General features: G+C 60.2%; 13 protein-coding genes. 4 read left to right on the top strand and 9 right to left on the bottom strand.

Annotation, left to right across the window (positions count from 1 at the left end; genetic code table 11):
* The first annotated feature begins 34 nt into the window (after positions 1-34).
* The 3 genes from PREDE_RS07245 to PREDE_RS07255 all read left to right on the top strand — a co-directional run bounded on the left by PREDE_RS07245 (position 35) and on the right by PREDE_RS07255 (position 4,544).
* The gene (locus PREDE_RS07245) at positions 35-1,921 is read left to right on the top strand and encodes a DNA topoisomerase IV subunit B (protein WP_235777503.1); all 1,887 of its coding nucleotides are present in this window, start codon (positions 35-37) and stop codon (positions 1,919-1,921) included.
* A 284-nt stretch (positions 1,922-2,205) separates the two neighbouring features.
* Complete coding sequence (locus PREDE_RS07250; protein ID WP_005845495.1) at positions 2,206-2,592, top strand: GxxExxY protein; 387 nt, start codon at positions 2,206-2,208, stop codon at positions 2,590-2,592.
* Positions 2,593-2,963: 371 nt separating this feature from the next.
* Positions 2,964-4,544, top strand: a complete 1,581-nt coding sequence (locus PREDE_RS07255; RefSeq protein ID WP_005845497.1) for a S41 family peptidase — start codon at positions 2,964-2,966, stop codon at positions 4,542-4,544.
* 26 nt (positions 4,545-4,570) lie between these two features.
* Here the strand turns inward: PREDE_RS07255 and PREDE_RS07260 are convergent, their stop codons facing one another.
* From PREDE_RS07260 to PREDE_RS07280, 4 genes are all read right to left on the bottom strand, one after another.
* Complete coding sequence (locus PREDE_RS07260) at positions 4,571-5,965, bottom strand: PepSY-associated TM helix domain-containing protein (RefSeq protein ID WP_005845498.1); 1,395 nt, start codon at positions 5,963-5,965, stop codon at positions 4,571-4,573.
* Positions 5,962-6,399 carry an rRNA maturation RNase YbeY gene (ybeY, locus tag PREDE_RS07265; protein ID WP_005845499.1) on the bottom strand — a complete coding sequence of 146 codons (438 nt, stop codon included), beginning with the start codon at positions 6,397-6,399 and terminating at the stop codon, positions 5,962-5,964. The genes PREDE_RS07260 and ybeY overlap by 4 nt, the downstream gene beginning before the upstream one ends.
* A gap of 81 nt (positions 6,400-6,480) precedes the next feature.
* Positions 6,481-6,954, bottom strand: coding sequence for a pantetheine-phosphate adenylyltransferase (gene coaD / locus PREDE_RS07270; protein ID WP_005845501.1), 474 nt, complete (start codon positions 6,952-6,954; stop codon positions 6,481-6,483).
* Positions 6,955-8,193: 1,239 nt separating this feature from the next.
* Positions 8,194-8,724 (bottom strand): LOG family protein, encoded by a 531-nt coding sequence (locus PREDE_RS07280; RefSeq protein ID WP_005845507.1) that lies wholly within the window; start codon positions 8,722-8,724, stop codon positions 8,194-8,196.
* Positions 8,725-8,886: 162 nt separating this feature from the next.
* On the opposite strand from PREDE_RS07280, the gene PREDE_RS07285 reads away from it, so the two are divergent.
* Positions 8,887-11,007, top strand: a complete 2,121-nt coding sequence (locus PREDE_RS07285; RefSeq protein ID WP_015298608.1) for a rhamnogalacturonan lyase — start codon at positions 8,887-8,889, stop codon at positions 11,005-11,007.
* 172 nt (positions 11,008-11,179) lie between these two features.
* Here the strand turns inward: PREDE_RS07285 and dusB are convergent, their stop codons facing one another.
* Genes dusB through PREDE_RS07310 form a run of 5 tightly spaced genes read right to left on the bottom strand, consistent with a single transcriptional unit; the run spans position 11,180 to position 15,408 of the window.
* Positions 11,180-12,184 carry a tRNA dihydrouridine synthase DusB gene (gene dusB, locus PREDE_RS07290; RefSeq protein ID WP_005845510.1) on the bottom strand — a complete coding sequence of 335 codons (1,005 nt, stop codon included), beginning with the start codon at positions 12,182-12,184 and terminating at the stop codon, positions 11,180-11,182.
* 45 nt (positions 12,185-12,229) lie between these two features.
* Positions 12,230-13,360, bottom strand: a complete 1,131-nt coding sequence (dprA, locus tag PREDE_RS07295; protein WP_005845512.1) for a DNA-processing protein DprA — start codon at positions 13,358-13,360, stop codon at positions 12,230-12,232.
* A gap of 51 nt (positions 13,361-13,411) precedes the next feature.
* A complete protein-coding gene (locus PREDE_RS07300) occupies positions 13,412-13,840 on the bottom strand; it encodes an acyl-CoA thioesterase (RefSeq protein ID WP_044126837.1) in 429 nt (142 codons plus the stop codon).
* Positions 13,812-15,167 (bottom strand): DUF2851 family protein, encoded by a 1,356-nt coding sequence (locus PREDE_RS07305; protein WP_015298611.1) that lies wholly within the window; start codon positions 15,165-15,167, stop codon positions 13,812-13,814. The genes PREDE_RS07300 and PREDE_RS07305 overlap by 29 nt, the downstream gene beginning before the upstream one ends.
* 43 nt (positions 15,168-15,210) lie before the next feature.
* Entirely contained in the window at positions 15,211-15,408 is a 198-nt protein-coding gene (locus tag PREDE_RS07310) for a hypothetical protein (protein ID WP_154648452.1), read from the bottom strand.
* Positions 15,409-15,675 lie beyond the last annotated feature (267 nt).

Raw genomic sequence — 15,675 nt, forward strand, 5'->3', positions numbered from 1 at the left:
TTACAACGACGACAACATCCGGCATCTGTCGGACATGGAGCACGTGCGCACCCGGCCGGGCATGTACATCGGCCGGCTGGGCGACGGCAATCTGCCCGAAGACGGCATCTATGTGCTGCTCAAGGAGGTGATCGACAACTCCATCGACGAGTTCAAGATGAACGCCGGAGACCGCATCGAGGTGGACATCGACGACAACCTGCAAGTGGCTGTACGCGACTACGGCCGCGGCATTCCGCAGGGCAAACTGGTCGAGGCCGTGTCGGTGCTCAACACCGGAGGTAAGTACGATTCCAAGGCTTTCCACAAGAGTGTGGGCCTCAATGGCGTGGGTGTCAAGGCCGTCAACGCCCTGAGCTCGCGCTTTGAGGTGCGCAGTTTCCGTGACGGAACGGTGCGCTCGCTGGTGTTCGAGCGGGGCAATCTGCAGAGCGACGTCACCACTGAAACGCACGACGAGAACGGCACCTACATCTTCTTCCGCCCCGACGACACGCTCTTCAAGAACTATCAGTTCCACGATGAATTCGTGGAAACCATGCTCCGCAACTACACTTACCTCAATTCCGGCCTCACTATTATGTACAATGGGCGGCGCATCAAGAGCCGCAACGGACTGGAAGACCTGCTCAACGACAACATGACCGTGGAGGGACTGTACCCCATTGTCCATATCAAGGGCGAGGACATAGAGGTGGCTTTCACCCACACCAACCAGTACGGCGAGGAGTATCACAGCTTTGTCAACGGTCAGCATACCACCCAAGGCGGTACCCATCAGAGTGCGTTCAAGGAGCATATAGCCCGTACTATCAAGGAGTTCTACGACAAAAACTACGAATACACCGACATCCGCAACGGCATTGTAGCCGCCATTGCCATCAACGTGGAGGAGCCCGTGTTCGAGAGTCAGACCAAGATCAAGCTCGGTTCCACCCTCATGGCGCCGGGCGGCGAGACGGTGAACAAGTACGTGGGCGACTTTCTCAAGCGCGAGGTGGACAACTATCTGCACATCCACAAGGAGGATTGCGCCGACATTCTGGAGGCTAAAATCAAGGAGAGCGAGCACGAACGCAAGGCCATGGCCGGCGTGACCAAGCTGGCGCGGGAGCGTGCCAAGAAGGCCAACCTGCACAATCGGAAGCTGCGTGACTGCCGCATCCACTTCTCAGATACCAAGGACGACCGCAAGGAGGAGTCGTGTATCTTCATCACCGAGGGCGACTCGGCCAGCGGTAGCATCACCAAAAGCCGCAACGTCAACACGCAGGCGGTGTTCTCGCTGCGCGGCAAACCGCTCAACTCCTTTGGGTTGAGCAAGAAGGTGGTCTATGAGAACGAGGAGTTCAACCTGCTCCAAGCCGCCCTCGACATTGAGGACGGGCTCGACAACCTGCGCTACAACAAGGTGATTGTGGCCACCGATGCCGACGTGGACGGCATGCACATCCGCCTGCTCATCATCACTTTCTTCCTCCAGTTCTACCCCGAACTCATTAAGAAGGGCCACGTCTACGTGCTCCAGACCCCGCTCTTCCGCGTGCGCAACCGCCGCACCAAGATCAAGAGCAAGGCCGTCATCGCCGACGCCGACGGCCGGTTGGCCCCAGGAGAGAAAAAGAACGATTTCATCACGCGATACTGCTACAGCGAAGACGAGCGGCAGCACGCCATCGCCGACCTGGGTCCCGACCCCGAGATCACCCGTTTCAAGGGCCTCGGCGAAATATCACCCGACGAATTTGTCCATTTCATCGGGCCCGACATGCGCTTGGAGCAGGTCACCCTGCACAAGAACGACCAGGTGCAAAAACTCCTCGAATACTACATGGGCAAGAACACCATGGAGCGCCAGAGCTTCATCATCGACAACCTCGTGGTAGAGGAAGACCTCGCCGATGAGGAGATCTCCGCGTAGAGCGTCCGTGCTCACGCAGGGAGGATGTTTGGCTCACGCAGAGCCGCGGAGAGGCAGAGTTGTGGTGAAAGTTTTATCCACGCAGAGTTCCGGAGGAGAGGAGGTAAGGTCTGAGACTGGTTGAATATACGGAAAGCCTTGACCTACGCAGAGTCCCGGAGGAGAGGAGGCAAGGTCTGAGACTGGTTGAATATACGGAAAGCCTTGGCCTACGCAGTTCCGCGGAGAGGAGGAGACGGAGCGAGAGCAAGGAAGAATTCTTGAGAATTTAGAAAAAGGATGCCATGGAGGAGAAGATTTCAAGCGAATATACGCACCGACTGCTGGCATGTGCGTATGCCGTTCACACGGCGTTGGGCCCGGGATTGCTGGAAAGCATCTATGGGAAGGCCTTGGCATACGAGCTGGAACTCAACGGCTTTCATGTCGAGACGCAGGTTCCGGTCAAGGTGATGTATCGAGGACTGGAGCTGGACCATGAGCTGAAACTCGACATGCTGGTCGACCGACAGGTGGTCATTGAGATCAAATCGCTCCTCGAAGTCAAGCCCGTTCACTACAAACAGCTGCTCACCTACCTGCGTTTGCTTGACGTCCGACTCGGTTATCTCATCAATTTCGACGTTCCCTTGCTCAAGGATGGCATACAGCGCGTGGTCAACAATTACTGAAATATGTGGTCGGCAACGGCTCGAAACGTGCATCAACAGCAGCGAGAACGTGCATCAACAGTAGCGAGCACATGTGTTAACAACGGCAGAAATGTATGTCATCAATTACAGAAACGAATGGTCGGCAACGGTGGATGAACCTCTGCGCTCCTTGCTCACGCTTCATGTGTCTTGCCTTTCGCATTTGTGTTTGCTCGCCCATAGCTCCACTTCGTGTGCTCCTCCTCTCCGCGTTCTCTCGCTTACGGCCCTTCTCCGTTAACTCTGCGGCTCTGCGTGAGCCACACCATGATTCTGCGTGAGCCACATCATGGCGCTGCGTGAGCCCAAGCAAGGTACACTCATTTTAGAAATCAAAAACACCGATAGATATGAAGAAAAACCTCTTAATAGCCCTCGCCGCATGCCTCCTTCCCGCCGGAGCTCATGCGCAGCTCCAGCTTAACTTCGGCGCAAACTCCCCACTTCGCAAGCTGCAAATCGCTGAAATGGCCATCACCAACCTCTACGTCGATTCCGTGGACGAGCAGCGGCTGGTGGAAGACGGCATCAGGGGCATGCTGGAGAAGATGGACCCGCACTCCTCCTACGCCACGGCCAAGGAGACCCGGGCCATGAACGAGTCGCTCAACGGCTCGTTCGACGGCATCGGCGTGCAGTTCAACATCCAGGCAGATACGCTTCTTGTCATCCAGACCATCGTGAACGGGCCCTCCGAGAAAGCGGGCATCCTGGCCGGAGACCGCATTGTAAGCGTCAACGACACGGCCATTGCCGGGGTGGGAATGTCCAGGGAAGAGACGATGAAGAGGCTGCGCGGACCTCGCGGCACCAAGGCAAAGCTGGGCATTGTGCGGCGTGGCATCACCGGCGTGCAGACGTTTGTCGTGACGCGTGACAGGATTCCCGTGAAGACCATCGACGGCTACTACATGATTCGTCCCGGCATCGGCTACATCCGTATTGGCAGTTTCGGCGCCACCACCTACACGGAGTTCATGGCCTGTGTCAAGGAGTTGCAGGGCAAAGGCATGCGCGATCTGATACTCGACCTCCAGGAAAACGGTGGTGGATACCTGCAGGCGGCCGTGCAGACAGCCAATGAATTTCTGCATCAGCACGACCTCATTGTCTACACCGAGGGTCGCAAGGTGCCGCGACAAGAGTATCGGGCGCAGGGCAACGGCAAGCTGTTGGGCGGCCGCGTCGTGGTATTGGTCAACGAATTTTCGGCTTCGGCGGCCGAGATTGTCACCGGCGCATTGCAGGATCAGGACCGCGGCACGGTGGTCGGACGGCGCACTTTCGGCAAGGGACTGGTGCAGCGGCCCGTGGAATTTCCCGACGGCAGCATGATGCGGCTCACCGTTGCCCACTACTACACGCCCTCGGGCCGGTGCATCCAGAAGCCCTACACGAAAGGAGACAAGAAAGATTACGAGAACGAACTGGAGGCCCGGTACAAGCATGGCGAGCTCCTCACGGCCGACAGCATCCACTTTGCCGACTCGCTGCGCTACCAGACGCTGCGCCGGCACCGCACGGTCTACGGCGGCGGAGGCATCATGCCCGACGTGTTCGTACCCGTGGACACGGCCCAGTACACGCGCTTCCATCGCCAGCTGGCCGCCAAGGGCATCGTGGTGAACGCCAACCTGCGCTACGTGGACGCCCACCGCAGCGAGCTCAAACGGCAGTATCCCACGTTCGAAAGCTTCAACACGGGCTTCGTCGTGCCGCAGAAACTCATGGACGAAATCCTTGCCGAGGGCAAGAAACAGCAGACAGAGCCCAAGGACGAGGCCGAACTGGCCCAGACGCTTGGCTTACTCAGAACCCAGGTCAAGGCGCTCGTGGCCCGCGATTTGTGGGGCATGAGCGAGTATTTCAATATCATGAACGAGGAGAATCACCTTGTGGCCCGGGCCCTGCAATTGCTTGCCCAGCCATAAGGTAGGGGTCGAAGGGAAGCTGCGCCCTACCTGCGCAGCTTCCAACCACTCCACAGGCACCAGAAGATGGCCATGCCTGCGAGGAAGATCAAGAGGATGCCGCTGCTGCCCATCCAGGTATATATGCGGCCCGTATGAATCTCCAGACACACACTTTTGAGCGACATGGGCAGCCGGGCCATCCATTGTGGCATCTCGGCAAAGTCGCTGCCGTGTTCATAATCGGCCACCACAAGCCCCAGGTCGAAGTCCAGGGAGAGGCCCGAGACGGCATTTGTGGCCATGGGCACGATGGCGCCGCCGCGCCGCCACGCGTACAGCCCGTCGAACGAACCCACGAGCCAGCGGCCGTCGGGCTCCTGCACGAGGCCCCCGAGGCCCATCACGCTCACCCGAGGCTGTGCGGGTTCGGCCACCGGCATGGCGCGGAGCGTCTTCATCGAGAAGAAACCCTTCGAGGTATAGAGCAGCCAATCGCCCTTGGCCGCGTCGTAGCGCAGGGTCCGCAGGGCGTCGCGCCAGGGGTTGGGACTGTCCATTGCGCTCATCGGCACAGGAGGCACGCGCCCCGTGACGATGGCGATGAGGCCGGGCGGACGCAGCATCCAGCCCGACACCACGATGAAGAGCGTGAGTGCGATGGTGGTGCGCCCCACGCCGTTGTGCCAGGAAAAGACCTTGTGCATGGCTTTCGGGCGCAGCCGCAGCCGGCGGCCCAGGCGGGGCGAGAGCCAGTAGAGCACGCCCGTGAGCGTGAGGAAGACGAGCGTCAGCCCAATGGCATCGACGACGAGACGGCCCGGGAGTCCGAAGAGCTCGCCGCTGTGGAGCATCCACACGGTGCGGAAGAGTGACACCTTGCCGTCGTCGCCCGCCGCGGCGGGTAGTGTGAGCTCGCGGAAATGCCGGTAGGGCGCTGCCGCGGTGTACACGTGCGAGCGGCTGGTCACCACGAGCAGGCCGCGCGCCACGGTGATGTCAGTGAGGCGTTCGTCGGCTGCTTTGGGCAGGTCCACGGCCGTCCAGCCCTGCCGCCGGTCGTAGACAAAGAGCTGGTATTGGCCCGCGGCGTAGAGCCGATGGTCGGGCGTCTGGGCCAGTCCGCGCATGTTTCGCGCGTCGGCCCCGGGGGGCAGGCCGCGGTTCATGTCGCCGAACGCCGTGGCGCGGCCGTCGGTCTGCCACACGCCGCTGCTGCCATACACCAGCACGCGGCCCTGCCAGCGCAGCGTGCCGCGCAGTAATCCCTGGTTCCACTGCCGGTAGGCGTAGCTGCCGGGCAGCAGCGAGCGGCTCACGTTGACGCCCGAAAAGAGCATGGGATGGTTGAGCACGATGCCCGACAGGCAGAACATCAGGAGAAAAAACGCCACTCCCAGCCCCAGCCAGCGGTGGTGTTTCTGCCATGTGCGCCGCTTCATGGCCTGTCGTTTTCGGTCATGTCGCGCAGCAGTGCCAGTGCCTTGTTCTCGTGGGCTTCCATGATTTCGCGCTCGCCCGGCCCCTTGTCGTTGATGCCGCAAAGGTGCAGGATGCCGTGGATGATGACGCGGTTGAGCTCGTCCGCATAGCTCTTGCCGAAGAGTTCGGCGTTGGTTCGCACCGTGTCTACCGAGATAACGAGGTCGCCGCTAATCACGTTTCCCTCGTCGTAATCAAAGGTAATGATGTCCGTGTAGTAGTCGTGGCCGAGATATTGGTTGTTGATTTCCAGTATCTTCTCGTCGTCGACAAACATGTATCCAATCTCGCCCACGCGCCGTCCGAAGGTTGCTGCCACGGCCTTGATCCATGCCGTGGTCTCCCGGTGCTTGATGTTCGGCAGTTCGGTGCCGTCTGCTTGGTAAGTAATCATTGTTTTGCTTGCGTATTGACAGGGGGCTCATCCTTCGAGGGGCCCCGTTCTTTCTTTCGTTTGTTTCCTGCTTCCGTCCCTTCATCCCTCCTTGCTTGCCCCGGGCTGGGGCAGCATCCACGACGCGTCCTGGTGGAAGTGGAGGAGCTCGCGGTAGGCGCTCGACGAGACGGCCGCCAGTGTCGGGTCGGCGAAGAGCAGCAGGGTCTCGATGTTTCCCAGCCTGCGGTTGAGTTCGGCTTGGTCTCGCTCGTACTCGAAGTCTCTCACCGAGCGCACGCCTTTCACGATGGCCTGTGCCCCTACGCGGCGTGCCAGGTTCACGGCCAGTCCGTCATAGGCCACCACTTCCACGCGCTTGTCGTCGGCATAGAGCCGTCGGATGGCGTCGAGGCGTTGCTCGTCGGTGAACAGATGTTGCTTGCGGGGATTCACGCCCACGCCGATGACGAGTGCGTCGAAGAGTTCGAGGGCTCGCCTTGCCATGTCGGCGTGCCCGATGGTAAAGGGGTCGAAGCTGCCCACGAAGAGGGCTTTGCGCAGTGTTGTGTCCAAGATGCAGCGTGCTTGAGGGTTGGTTTGTGCCGCGCCGACCTTTGGTCGGCGCGAGCTGAGACATGTTGTTTATGGGCAAAATTAGCGATTATTTTCCATCCGCCCAAGCTCTTGCGGCAAAATCGCGCGTATTTAGACAGGGCAACGGTCAGTTTTTAGACAGAGCAACGGGTGTTTTTTTAGACATAACAACATAAAAACATAGGCTGCGCGGTGGGGATAAAGACATAGTAACAAAATAACATATTGACGGCGAGAAGCGTATGGTGGAATGATGATGAACCCCTATTGCGGCAGGTCTGAAGCCGTGCGGGAGTTGCTGCGCGGAGTGTATTCGTATTCATTCGGACGTGCAGGTATTGATGCGGGGCCGTATGGGGCTTTATTCGGGGGCATGCAGGTGTTTGTTCGGCGGTGTGTGGGTATTGGCGTAGGGGCCGGCACAGAGGCCGGCCCCTACGTTTGGAACAAACGTTCATGGGGTTGCGTGGTCGCCGTAAACGGGCCGCGGTTTCACCGTTGCGGCATTGTGGCATGGCGATGACGGTGTAATGGCGTGATGAACACGGCGTAATCGCGCGGCGTTTGCGCCGTAATGGCGATGCGTTTGCGCCGTTGTCGCGTTGCGATTTCACGGGAATGATTTGGGCATTGCGCCGCGGATGTCCATCCACCATCGTCGGGACGTGTCCATTTGGTTGCCGGAACGCATCTATTTGGTCGTCGGGACGTGTCCATTCGTCCGCCGGAACACATTTATTTAGCCGTCGTTAGGCATCCATTTGGCGGTTGGGGTGCATCCCTTCGGCCGTCGTAACGTTTGTTCCAAACGTGCGTGCGGGCATAGAGGCGGCCTCTACGCGAATCCCCACACACCCCCGGACAAACACCTGCATGCCCCCGAATAAAGCCCCATACGGCCCCGCATCAATACCTGCACGTCCGAATGAATACGAATACACTCCGCGCAGCAACTCCCGCACGGCTTCAGACCTGCCGCAATAGGGGTTCATCATCATTCCACCATACGCTCCGCGCAGCCAATATGTTATTCTGTTACTATGTCTTTATCCCCATCTCGCAGCCAATATGTTATTTTGTTACTATGTCTTTACTCCCACCGCGCAGCCATATGTTCTTATGTTGTTCTGTCTAAAACCACCCGCTATTCTGTCTAAAAGCCGCCCGTTGTTCCGTCCAAAACCCGAGGCCGCGCGCCGAAGCCTGTCTGGTGCTCTGTCAGCCGAGGGCCGCAACGACCTCGTCGAGGCTGTCGGCCACGGTGATGAAGTCTGTCCACCGACCGCGGATGAAGCCGCGACACTGCAGGTCGTCGAGCATGTCGATGGCCCTGTCCCAGAAGCCCTTCATGTTGTAGAGCACCACACGCTTGCGGTGGTAGCCGATGGTGTGCGCGGCCGCCACGGTGAACACCTCGTCGAGCGTGCCGATACCGCCGGGCAGGGCGACGAAGACGTCGCTCCGTGCCAGAATCAGTTCCTTGCGGTCGGAGAGGTTGTCGCAGGCGATATTCACGTCCACGCTGTCGCTCACGCGGCCTCCTGCCTCGAGGATGCGCGGCACCACGCCGACGGTCTGTGCGCCCGCCTCGTGGGCGGCCCGCCCGATACACTCCATCAGCCCTTGGTTGCTGCCGCCGAAAACCAGCGTGTGGCCCTGCTCGCCCACCCATCGGCCCAGCTCGGCCGTGAGCTTGAAGAAGTCCGGGTCTATGTTGTCGTTGGCCGAACAAAAGATTCCTATTTTCATGACATAATGATTTAGAAACTTCAAAATTAGCCAAAAACGCCCGCGTTGCCAAACTTTTTAAGTAACTTTGTCACTGTCCGACGACCGTCGCCGGGCTGTTCCCGCATAGCATCGGGCCCGAAACATCTACTGAAACCATCATTATTCAAACGAAACATGACCATGAAGAAATCTTCCTTGTACGTGCTTGCCGGCATGCTGGGCAGCGTGTCCGCACCGGCTCTGGCCCAGACAACGCCCACCAGTCAGATGGAGCGGCTGGACCGCGGCGTGGTGGCCCTGCCGGGCAACGGCGGCGGCGAGTTTGTGAGCTGGCGCCTGCTGGGCACCGACGACGAGGCCGCGACCGCCTTTCAGGTGCTGCGCGACGGCGTCAACGTGTCGGGCACCATCACCCGCTCCACCTGTTTTGTCGACGCCAAGGGCCGTGCGGGCAGCCGCTACCGGGTGGTGACGCTGCGCCACGGCGAGGCCGTGGACACCACGGAGGCCGTCACCCCCTGGGCCAATCCCTACCTGGCCCTGAAGCTCGACCGGCCGGCCGGCGGCCCGGGCTACGGCTACTCGCCCAACGACTGCAGCGTGGGCGACGTGGACGGAGACGGGCGTTACGAGCTCATCGTGAAGTGGGACCCCTCCAATTCCAAGGACAACTCGCAGAAAGGAAAGACGGGACGCGTGTATCTGGACGCCTACCGGCTGGACGGCACCCGTCTCTGGCGCATCGACCTGGGCCCGAATATCCGGGCCGGAGCCCACTACACGCAGTTCCTGGTCTACGATTTCGACGGCGACGGCAAGGCCGAACTCATCTGCAAGACGGCACCGGGATCGGTCGATGGAGGTGGCAGCTTTGTATCAGCTGCTTCCACCGATGCCCGCATCACCGCCACCGACAATGCCAAGGACTATCGCAACGGCAACGGCTATGTGCTCTCCGGGCCCGAATTTCTCACCGTGTTCAGCGGCGAGACGGGCCGTGCCCTGCACACCATCTTCTACCGCCCCAACCGCGGCTTCGGCCATTCGGGCAGCGCCGCCTACGCCAGCGCATGGGGCGACAGCTACGGCAACCGGGGCGACCGCTTCCTGGCCGCCGTGGCCTGGCTGGGCGGACCGGCAGCGAGGCCTTCGGCCGTGATGGGCCGCGGCTACTACACACAGGCCTATCTCTGGGCCGTGGACTTCGACGGCCACGAGCTCTCCACGAGGTGGCTGCACGGGTCGGTCGACGACAACACGGTGAACTTGTGGGACGCCGACGGCAAGCTCACGACGAAGCGACACACCACCAACACCAGCGGCAAGGGGTCGCACCACACGCTCTACGCCAACGGCAACCATAATCTGAGCATCGGCGACGTGGACGGCGACGGCAAAGACGAGATACTCTACGGACAGGCCGCCGTCGACGATGACGGCCAACTGCTCTACAGCGTGGGCTACGGCCACGGCGACGCCATGCACTTGTCCGACCTTGATCCCGACCGCCCCGGGCTGGAATTGTTCGATGTGCACGAGGAAAACATCGAGCCCTATGGCTGGGACGTACACGATGCCGCCACGGGCGAGGTGCTGCACACGGCCGAGGGCGTCTCGGACAACGGGCGTGGACTCTCTGCCGACATCGACGCAAACAACCGCGGCTTCGAGTTCTGGTCGTCCAACGACCGCAAGGTGCGCAGTGTTCAGACGGGCAGCGTGGTGGACAGCCACTCCACATCGGTGAACTTCCGCATCTATTGGGACGGCGACTTGCAGGACGAACTGCTCGACGGCGGCAAGATAGACAAGTGGAACGGCCACGGCACGACGCGCCTCTACATCAACGGCAAGAACCCCTACGACTACAATCACTCCAGCTCTTGCAATGGCACCAAGGCCACGCCCAACCTGATGGCCGACCTCTTCGGCGACTGGCGTGAGGAGCTGATTCTGTGGAATGCAGCCGACAGCTGCACGCTCAACATCTTCTCGACCAACCTGCCCACCGCTTATCGCGTGCCCACGCTGATGCACGACCATGTGTATCGCATGGGTGTGGCCTGGCAGAACACGGCCTACAACCAGCCGCCCCACCTGGGCTATTACCTGCCCGACCGCTTTGCCGTCAAGCCGGACGACCCTACCGGCGTGCGCACATTGCGCAGCCCGGCGTGCGATGAAGAAGAGATGGTTTACAATCTGGCCGGCATCCGTCAGCCGGGCCCCCTTTCCGCCCTGACCAAGGGCATCTACATCGTGCGAAAAGGAGCCGTCGCTACAAAGGTCGCCAAGGATTAGGAGTCCGCGCGAGCAGGGGCTCACGCAGAGGCGCGGAGACATGGAGAATGAGCGTAGATAGGTCTCACGCAGAGGCGCGGAGACAAAGAGGCTGCGCGTGGAAATTGAAAAAGCCTCTTTTACTCCGCGGCTCTGCGTGAAAAAAATAGTCGAAGCGTTCTTGGTCCAGAGCTTAAGCGTGCCCCTCGGCAAGCTCCTTGAGCCGCGTGCGGCACTCCTCGAGGAGCTCGGTGAGCTCCTCTACGGTCTCTGACCGCAGCATGGCGATGCGTGTCTGGCGGAAGTTGGGGATGCTTTTGAAGATAGGCGATGCTGCCAGGTGGCGGCGCGTGTGCAGGATGCCCCGGTATTCGTCGATGCGTTCCACGTTGATGCGCAGCTGTTCCTCCAGCACGTCGATCTTCTCGTCGAGCGTGAGGGACGTGCGTGCAGCGTCGCCGAGAGCCATGCCGTCCTTGACCTCCTTGAAGATCCACGGGCGGCCGAAGGTGGCGCGGCCTATCATTACCCCATCCACGCCATAGCGGTCGAAGGCCTCGCGGGCCTCCTCGGGGGTGGCAATGTCGCCGTTGCCGATGATGGGGATGCGGAGGCGCGGGTTGCGTTTCACCTCGCCGATGAGCGTCCAGTCGGCCTGGCCGGTGTACATCTGTGCCCGCGTGCGGCCATGGATGGTGAGCGCCTGGATGCCGCAGTCCTGCAATTGCTCGGCCAGATCGGTGATGACGAGATTGCTCTGGTCCCAGCCCAGCCGCGTCTTGACCGTCACCGGCGTGTGCACGGCCGCCACCACGGCCCGCGTGATGTCGAGCATCAGTGGGATGTTGCGCAGCATGCCCGCCCCGGCGCCCTTGCCGGCCACCTTCTTTACCGGGCAGCCGAAGTTCAGATCGATGATGTCCGGCTGCACGCTCTCCACGATTTTGGCCGCCTCGACCATGGCTTCCACGTCGCGTCCGTAGATCTGAATGCCCACGGGCCGCTCGTCCTCGTCTATCCGCATCTTGTCGAGGGTGGACTTGATGCTGCGTATAATGGCGTCGGCCGACACAAATTCCGTGTACATCATGTCGGCCCCGAACCGCTTGCAGAGCTTGCGAAATCCGATGTCGGTCACGTCCTCCATGGGTGCGAGAAAGAGGGGACGTTCTCCTAAATCAATGTTTCCTATCTTCATGATTGGGCGCAAAGGTACTGAAAAAGTTTGGAGCTGCGGCGCAAATCAGCCCAATAGATGGTAGGTTCCGCCGGCATAGGGCTTCACCACGCCTTTCATCTCCAGGCCGAAAAGCAGGGAAGTGACGTCGCCTACGGGCATGCCGGCCTTGACGCAGAGGATATTGGCCTGCAAGTCATTGTTTTGTCGCAGAATGCCGACGATGCGCTGCTCCTCGGGCGAGAGGTCGGGGAACAGCTCTCGGGCGATGCCCGCCGCACGGGCTTCCTGCCGCCGCCGCTCGTCCTGCCAGCCCATGGCCTGCACAAAGTCGTTGGCCGAGGTGATGAGGCCCGCGCCGTTGTCGCGGATGAGGCGGTTGCAGCCCTCGCTGTAAGTGGCGCCCACGGCGCCGGGAAAGGCAAAGACGTCGCGGTTGTACTCCTTGGAGATGCGGGTGGTGATGAGTCCACCGCCCTTGAGCGCACTCTCCACGAGGATGCACGCGTCGCTGATGCCGGCCGTGATGCGGTTGCGTCGCACGAAGTTGAGCTTGTCGGCATTGGTGTGCGTCATGAACTCGGTGAGCAGTCCGCCCCGGCGCACCATCTCGTTGGCCGTGTCGCGGTGAGCCTGTGGGTAGAGGGTGTCGAGGCCGTGGGCCAGCACGGCCACCGTCTCCATGCCGCGGGCCAGGGCCTGGCGGTGGGCCTGCACGTCCACGCCATAGGCCAGTCCGCTCACGATGAGCACGTCGGGGCACAGCTCGCGCAGGTCGGCCACGAAGTGGCGCACGAGGTCGGCCCCGTAGGGCGTGCAGTGGCGGGTGCCCACTATATTAATAATGTGTCGGCGGTTCAGGTCGGCCGTGCCTTTGTAAAAGAGCATCAACGGGGCGTCGGGACACTCTTTGAGCCGCCAGGGATAGGCCTCGTCGTTCAGGCAAAGCACCTGTATGCCGTGGCGTGCGTCGTAGTCCAGCTCCTCGGCCGCGCGCCGGCGCATGGCCGTGGTGTCGGCAAGGGCCTCGGTTACCTTGTGGGGCAGTCCGGGGAACAGCCGGCCCAGCTCGTGCCGCCGCTCCATGATGGCCGTGGCCGAGCCCAGCTCACGATAGAGCGTCACCATGGCGTTGAGGCTGAAATAGCTTAGCCGGGTGAGAATGGCTGTGTTGAGAACTTCTTCGGGCGTGGGCATATTTCTTAACTCCATCACTCCATCACTCCCTAACTCCTGAGAAAACCATTACTATTCAGCCTGAAACCGCTCGATGACCGGCAGGAAAGCGCGGTCGTAGTCTTCGCTCACGCCGAGCCGGCCGTTGATGAGCGTCACCAGCTCCACGTCGGCATGGAAGCAGAGCTGCTCGTCTGAGGCACGGTAGATGTCGTGCTCGAAGACATAGCGCACTCCCTCCTTGTGCAGGTTCAGCCGCGAGATGAACTCGTCGTCGCACTTCAGCGGCACCCTGAACTTCAGTTGCATGCGGGCCACCACGGCATCCACACCCTGCTCGTGCAGGGCGGCAAAACTCAGTCCCAGCGACCGCAGGAAGCGGTGGCGCGTGTGTTCCGTGTAGTGCAGATAGTTGGCATTGTTGACGATGCCCTCGATGTCACACTCGTAGTCGCGCACTTCCATGCGCGTTTCATACATGTACTTTTTGTTTGTTTTCATATTCAGGTTGGGTCTGTTGGGTGTCGGCGGTGTGTCCCGCCTTGAGATATTCGTAGCCGATGCGGCAGCGCAGGCAGTCCTTGCGGTCGCAATATTCGTTCTTGAGCTGGATAAGGGCCTGTGCATCTCCGGCTGTCTCCACGGTCAGTCCGCAGCGTTTCCACATCCGTACAATGTGGTTGTCCTCGCCCTTGAGCTGTTCCAGAAAGTCGAAGGCCCGGTCGCAGAGCGTCTCGTCCTGCTTGTAGCGGCCGTAAGCAAAGAGCATGGGCACCGCCGTGTTGACGAGCAGCAGGTTGAGCGAGGTTGTCGAGATGGTCTTCGTCTGGCGTTTGCCCGGTGCGCCGAACAGATGGTGCGTCTCCCAGTAAGGAGTCACCGTGGTGCGCAGCAGCTCGCGGGTCTGCCTGATGTTCGGGCAGGCCATAAGCCGGCTCAGCCCGGCCCGGTGCTGATAATAAAGGTGGGCCAGCTGCGCAATGCGGATATGCGGGAAGTTTTGCGGCCGTAGCCGGAGGAATCGCCACTGGTGGGCGTCCATGGGCTGCAGGGCGAACTTGTGGGCCAGATAGAGATATTCCTTGCGCATTCGCACGAAATAGTCGTCCTGACTGGCCGCCGCCCGGTAGCGGTCGGGCAGGGAAGTGGGCTCCAGCAGCCCTGCTTGTCCCATGAAGATGGCCTCTATTTGGAACAGATCGTCGCGGTGATGATCCACTGCATGCAGGGGAATGCCCTGCGCCCACTGCTCGAAAGCGCTGCCGTTGATGCCGAATCCGTAGTTGCGTGCCAGCGTCACGAAGTAGGCCGACTCCCAGGAGCCGCCGCATTGCTCCACCCGACGGCGGATGGCTTCTGTCTTCTGCTCCAGCCGCTCGGTCTCCAACGCGCTCATCCAGCCGTGCACCATGAGGCGGGGCAGGGTGGGGATGATTTTGTAACAGGGTGGGTAACTGTCCTCGTGCAACAAGGCCTCGTAGTTGTCGGACACTGTGGCCGGCACGTCAAGTTGCAGTTGGGGCGGGGCGATCCCCTGTGAGGTCTGCACCTCGCGGTCGGCCGTGCCCACCACATGGAGCACCACATTGTCGTAGTGGGCATCGTGGTCGTGCCCGTGTAGGTACCAGTCCGACGACCGGTCGTGTATCTCTACGTTGCCCACCCACATGGTACCGTCGATACGTACCTTGGCGTTGAAGAAGTCTGGGCCCGCATCTCGGTTGTGCAGGCCTGGGTCGACAACCTCTACCGGCCGGCCGTCGGTCGTGCGGAGGGGGTGTAGTGGGAATAGTTTGTGCTTCCAGCAGTAGTGTAGCAATTGCTCCATAAGGCTGATGGCATGTGGTTTTTGCCCGTTTGCAAGGATGTTTTCACCCGTTTGCAAGGGCGTTTTCACCGTTATTACGGGCAAAGATAGCAAAAATACCGCATGGCCGGCGCGTTGCCGCCGCTTTTTTCTTTGTTTTCGTCCATTGTTTGGAGAAAATGCGGTCGGTGCCGTTTGGCAGTGCTCTCTTTCCGTCCCATTCCTTTTCTTTTCGTCTCTTCGATTTTTCTCTTGGGCTCAATCTTTTGTTTTTTCCGATTGTCTGACACTCGTGCGGCCGTGTCCTCCGGCATCCGTTTTCTGCAAATGGAGGCTCGTCAACTCAATCGTGGGACCTGTTGCAGCCGCTTTTCGGGCTAAAAGAGTTAAATTTACACCCTTTGCCGACCCAATTAAAAAAAAACGGCGAAAATTTGTTGAAGCTACACCTAAAAAGTATTATATTTGTACCCGCGGTGCTTTAAAAAGCATTCAAAACCTGAAAATAAGATAAATACAACCAACTTAT

The organism is Prevotella dentalis DSM 3688 (genome assembly GCF_000242335.1).
In the GTDB taxonomy this organism is placed as follows: domain Bacteria; phylum Bacteroidota; class Bacteroidia; order Bacteroidales; family Bacteroidaceae; genus Prevotella; species Prevotella seregens.

What these genes read in the sequence shown, in the direction of transcription:
- PREDE_RS07245 (WP_235777503.1), top strand. Translation starts at nt 35, where the DNA reads ATGGAGCACGTGCGCACCCGGCCGGGCATGTACATCGGCCGGCTGGGC.
- PREDE_RS07250 (WP_005845495.1), top strand. Translation starts at nt 2,206, where the DNA reads ATGGAGGAGAAGATTTCAAGCGAATATACGCACCGACTGCTGGCATGT.
- PREDE_RS07255 (WP_005845497.1), top strand. Translation starts at nt 2,964, where the DNA reads ATGAAGAAAAACCTCTTAATAGCCCTCGCCGCATGCCTCCTTCCCGCC.
- PREDE_RS07260 (WP_005845498.1), bottom strand. Translation starts at nt 5,965, where the DNA reads ATGAAGCGGCGCACATGGCAGAAACACCACCGCTGGCTGGGGCTGGGA.
- ybeY (WP_005845499.1), bottom strand. Translation starts at nt 6,399, where the DNA reads ATGATTACTTACCAAGCAGACGGCACCGAACTGCCGAACATCAAGCAC.
- PREDE_RS07280 (WP_005845507.1), bottom strand. Translation starts at nt 8,724, where the DNA reads ATGAAAATAGGAATCTTTTGTTCGGCCAACGACAACATAGACCCGGAC.
- PREDE_RS07285 (WP_015298608.1), top strand. Translation starts at nt 8,887, where the DNA reads ATGAAGAAATCTTCCTTGTACGTGCTTGCCGGCATGCTGGGCAGCGTG.
- dusB (WP_005845510.1), bottom strand. Translation starts at nt 12,184, where the DNA reads ATGAAGATAGGAAACATTGATTTAGGAGAACGTCCCCTCTTTCTCGCA.
- dprA (WP_005845512.1), bottom strand. Translation starts at nt 13,360, where the DNA reads ATGCCCACGCCCGAAGAAGTTCTCAACACAGCCATTCTCACCCGGCTA.
- PREDE_RS07300 (WP_044126837.1), bottom strand. Translation starts at nt 13,840, where the DNA reads ATGAAAACAAACAAAAAGTACATGTATGAAACGCGCATGGAAGTGCGC.
- PREDE_RS07305 (WP_015298611.1), bottom strand. Translation starts at nt 15,167, where the DNA reads ATGGAGCAATTGCTACACTACTGCTGGAAGCACAAACTATTCCCACTA.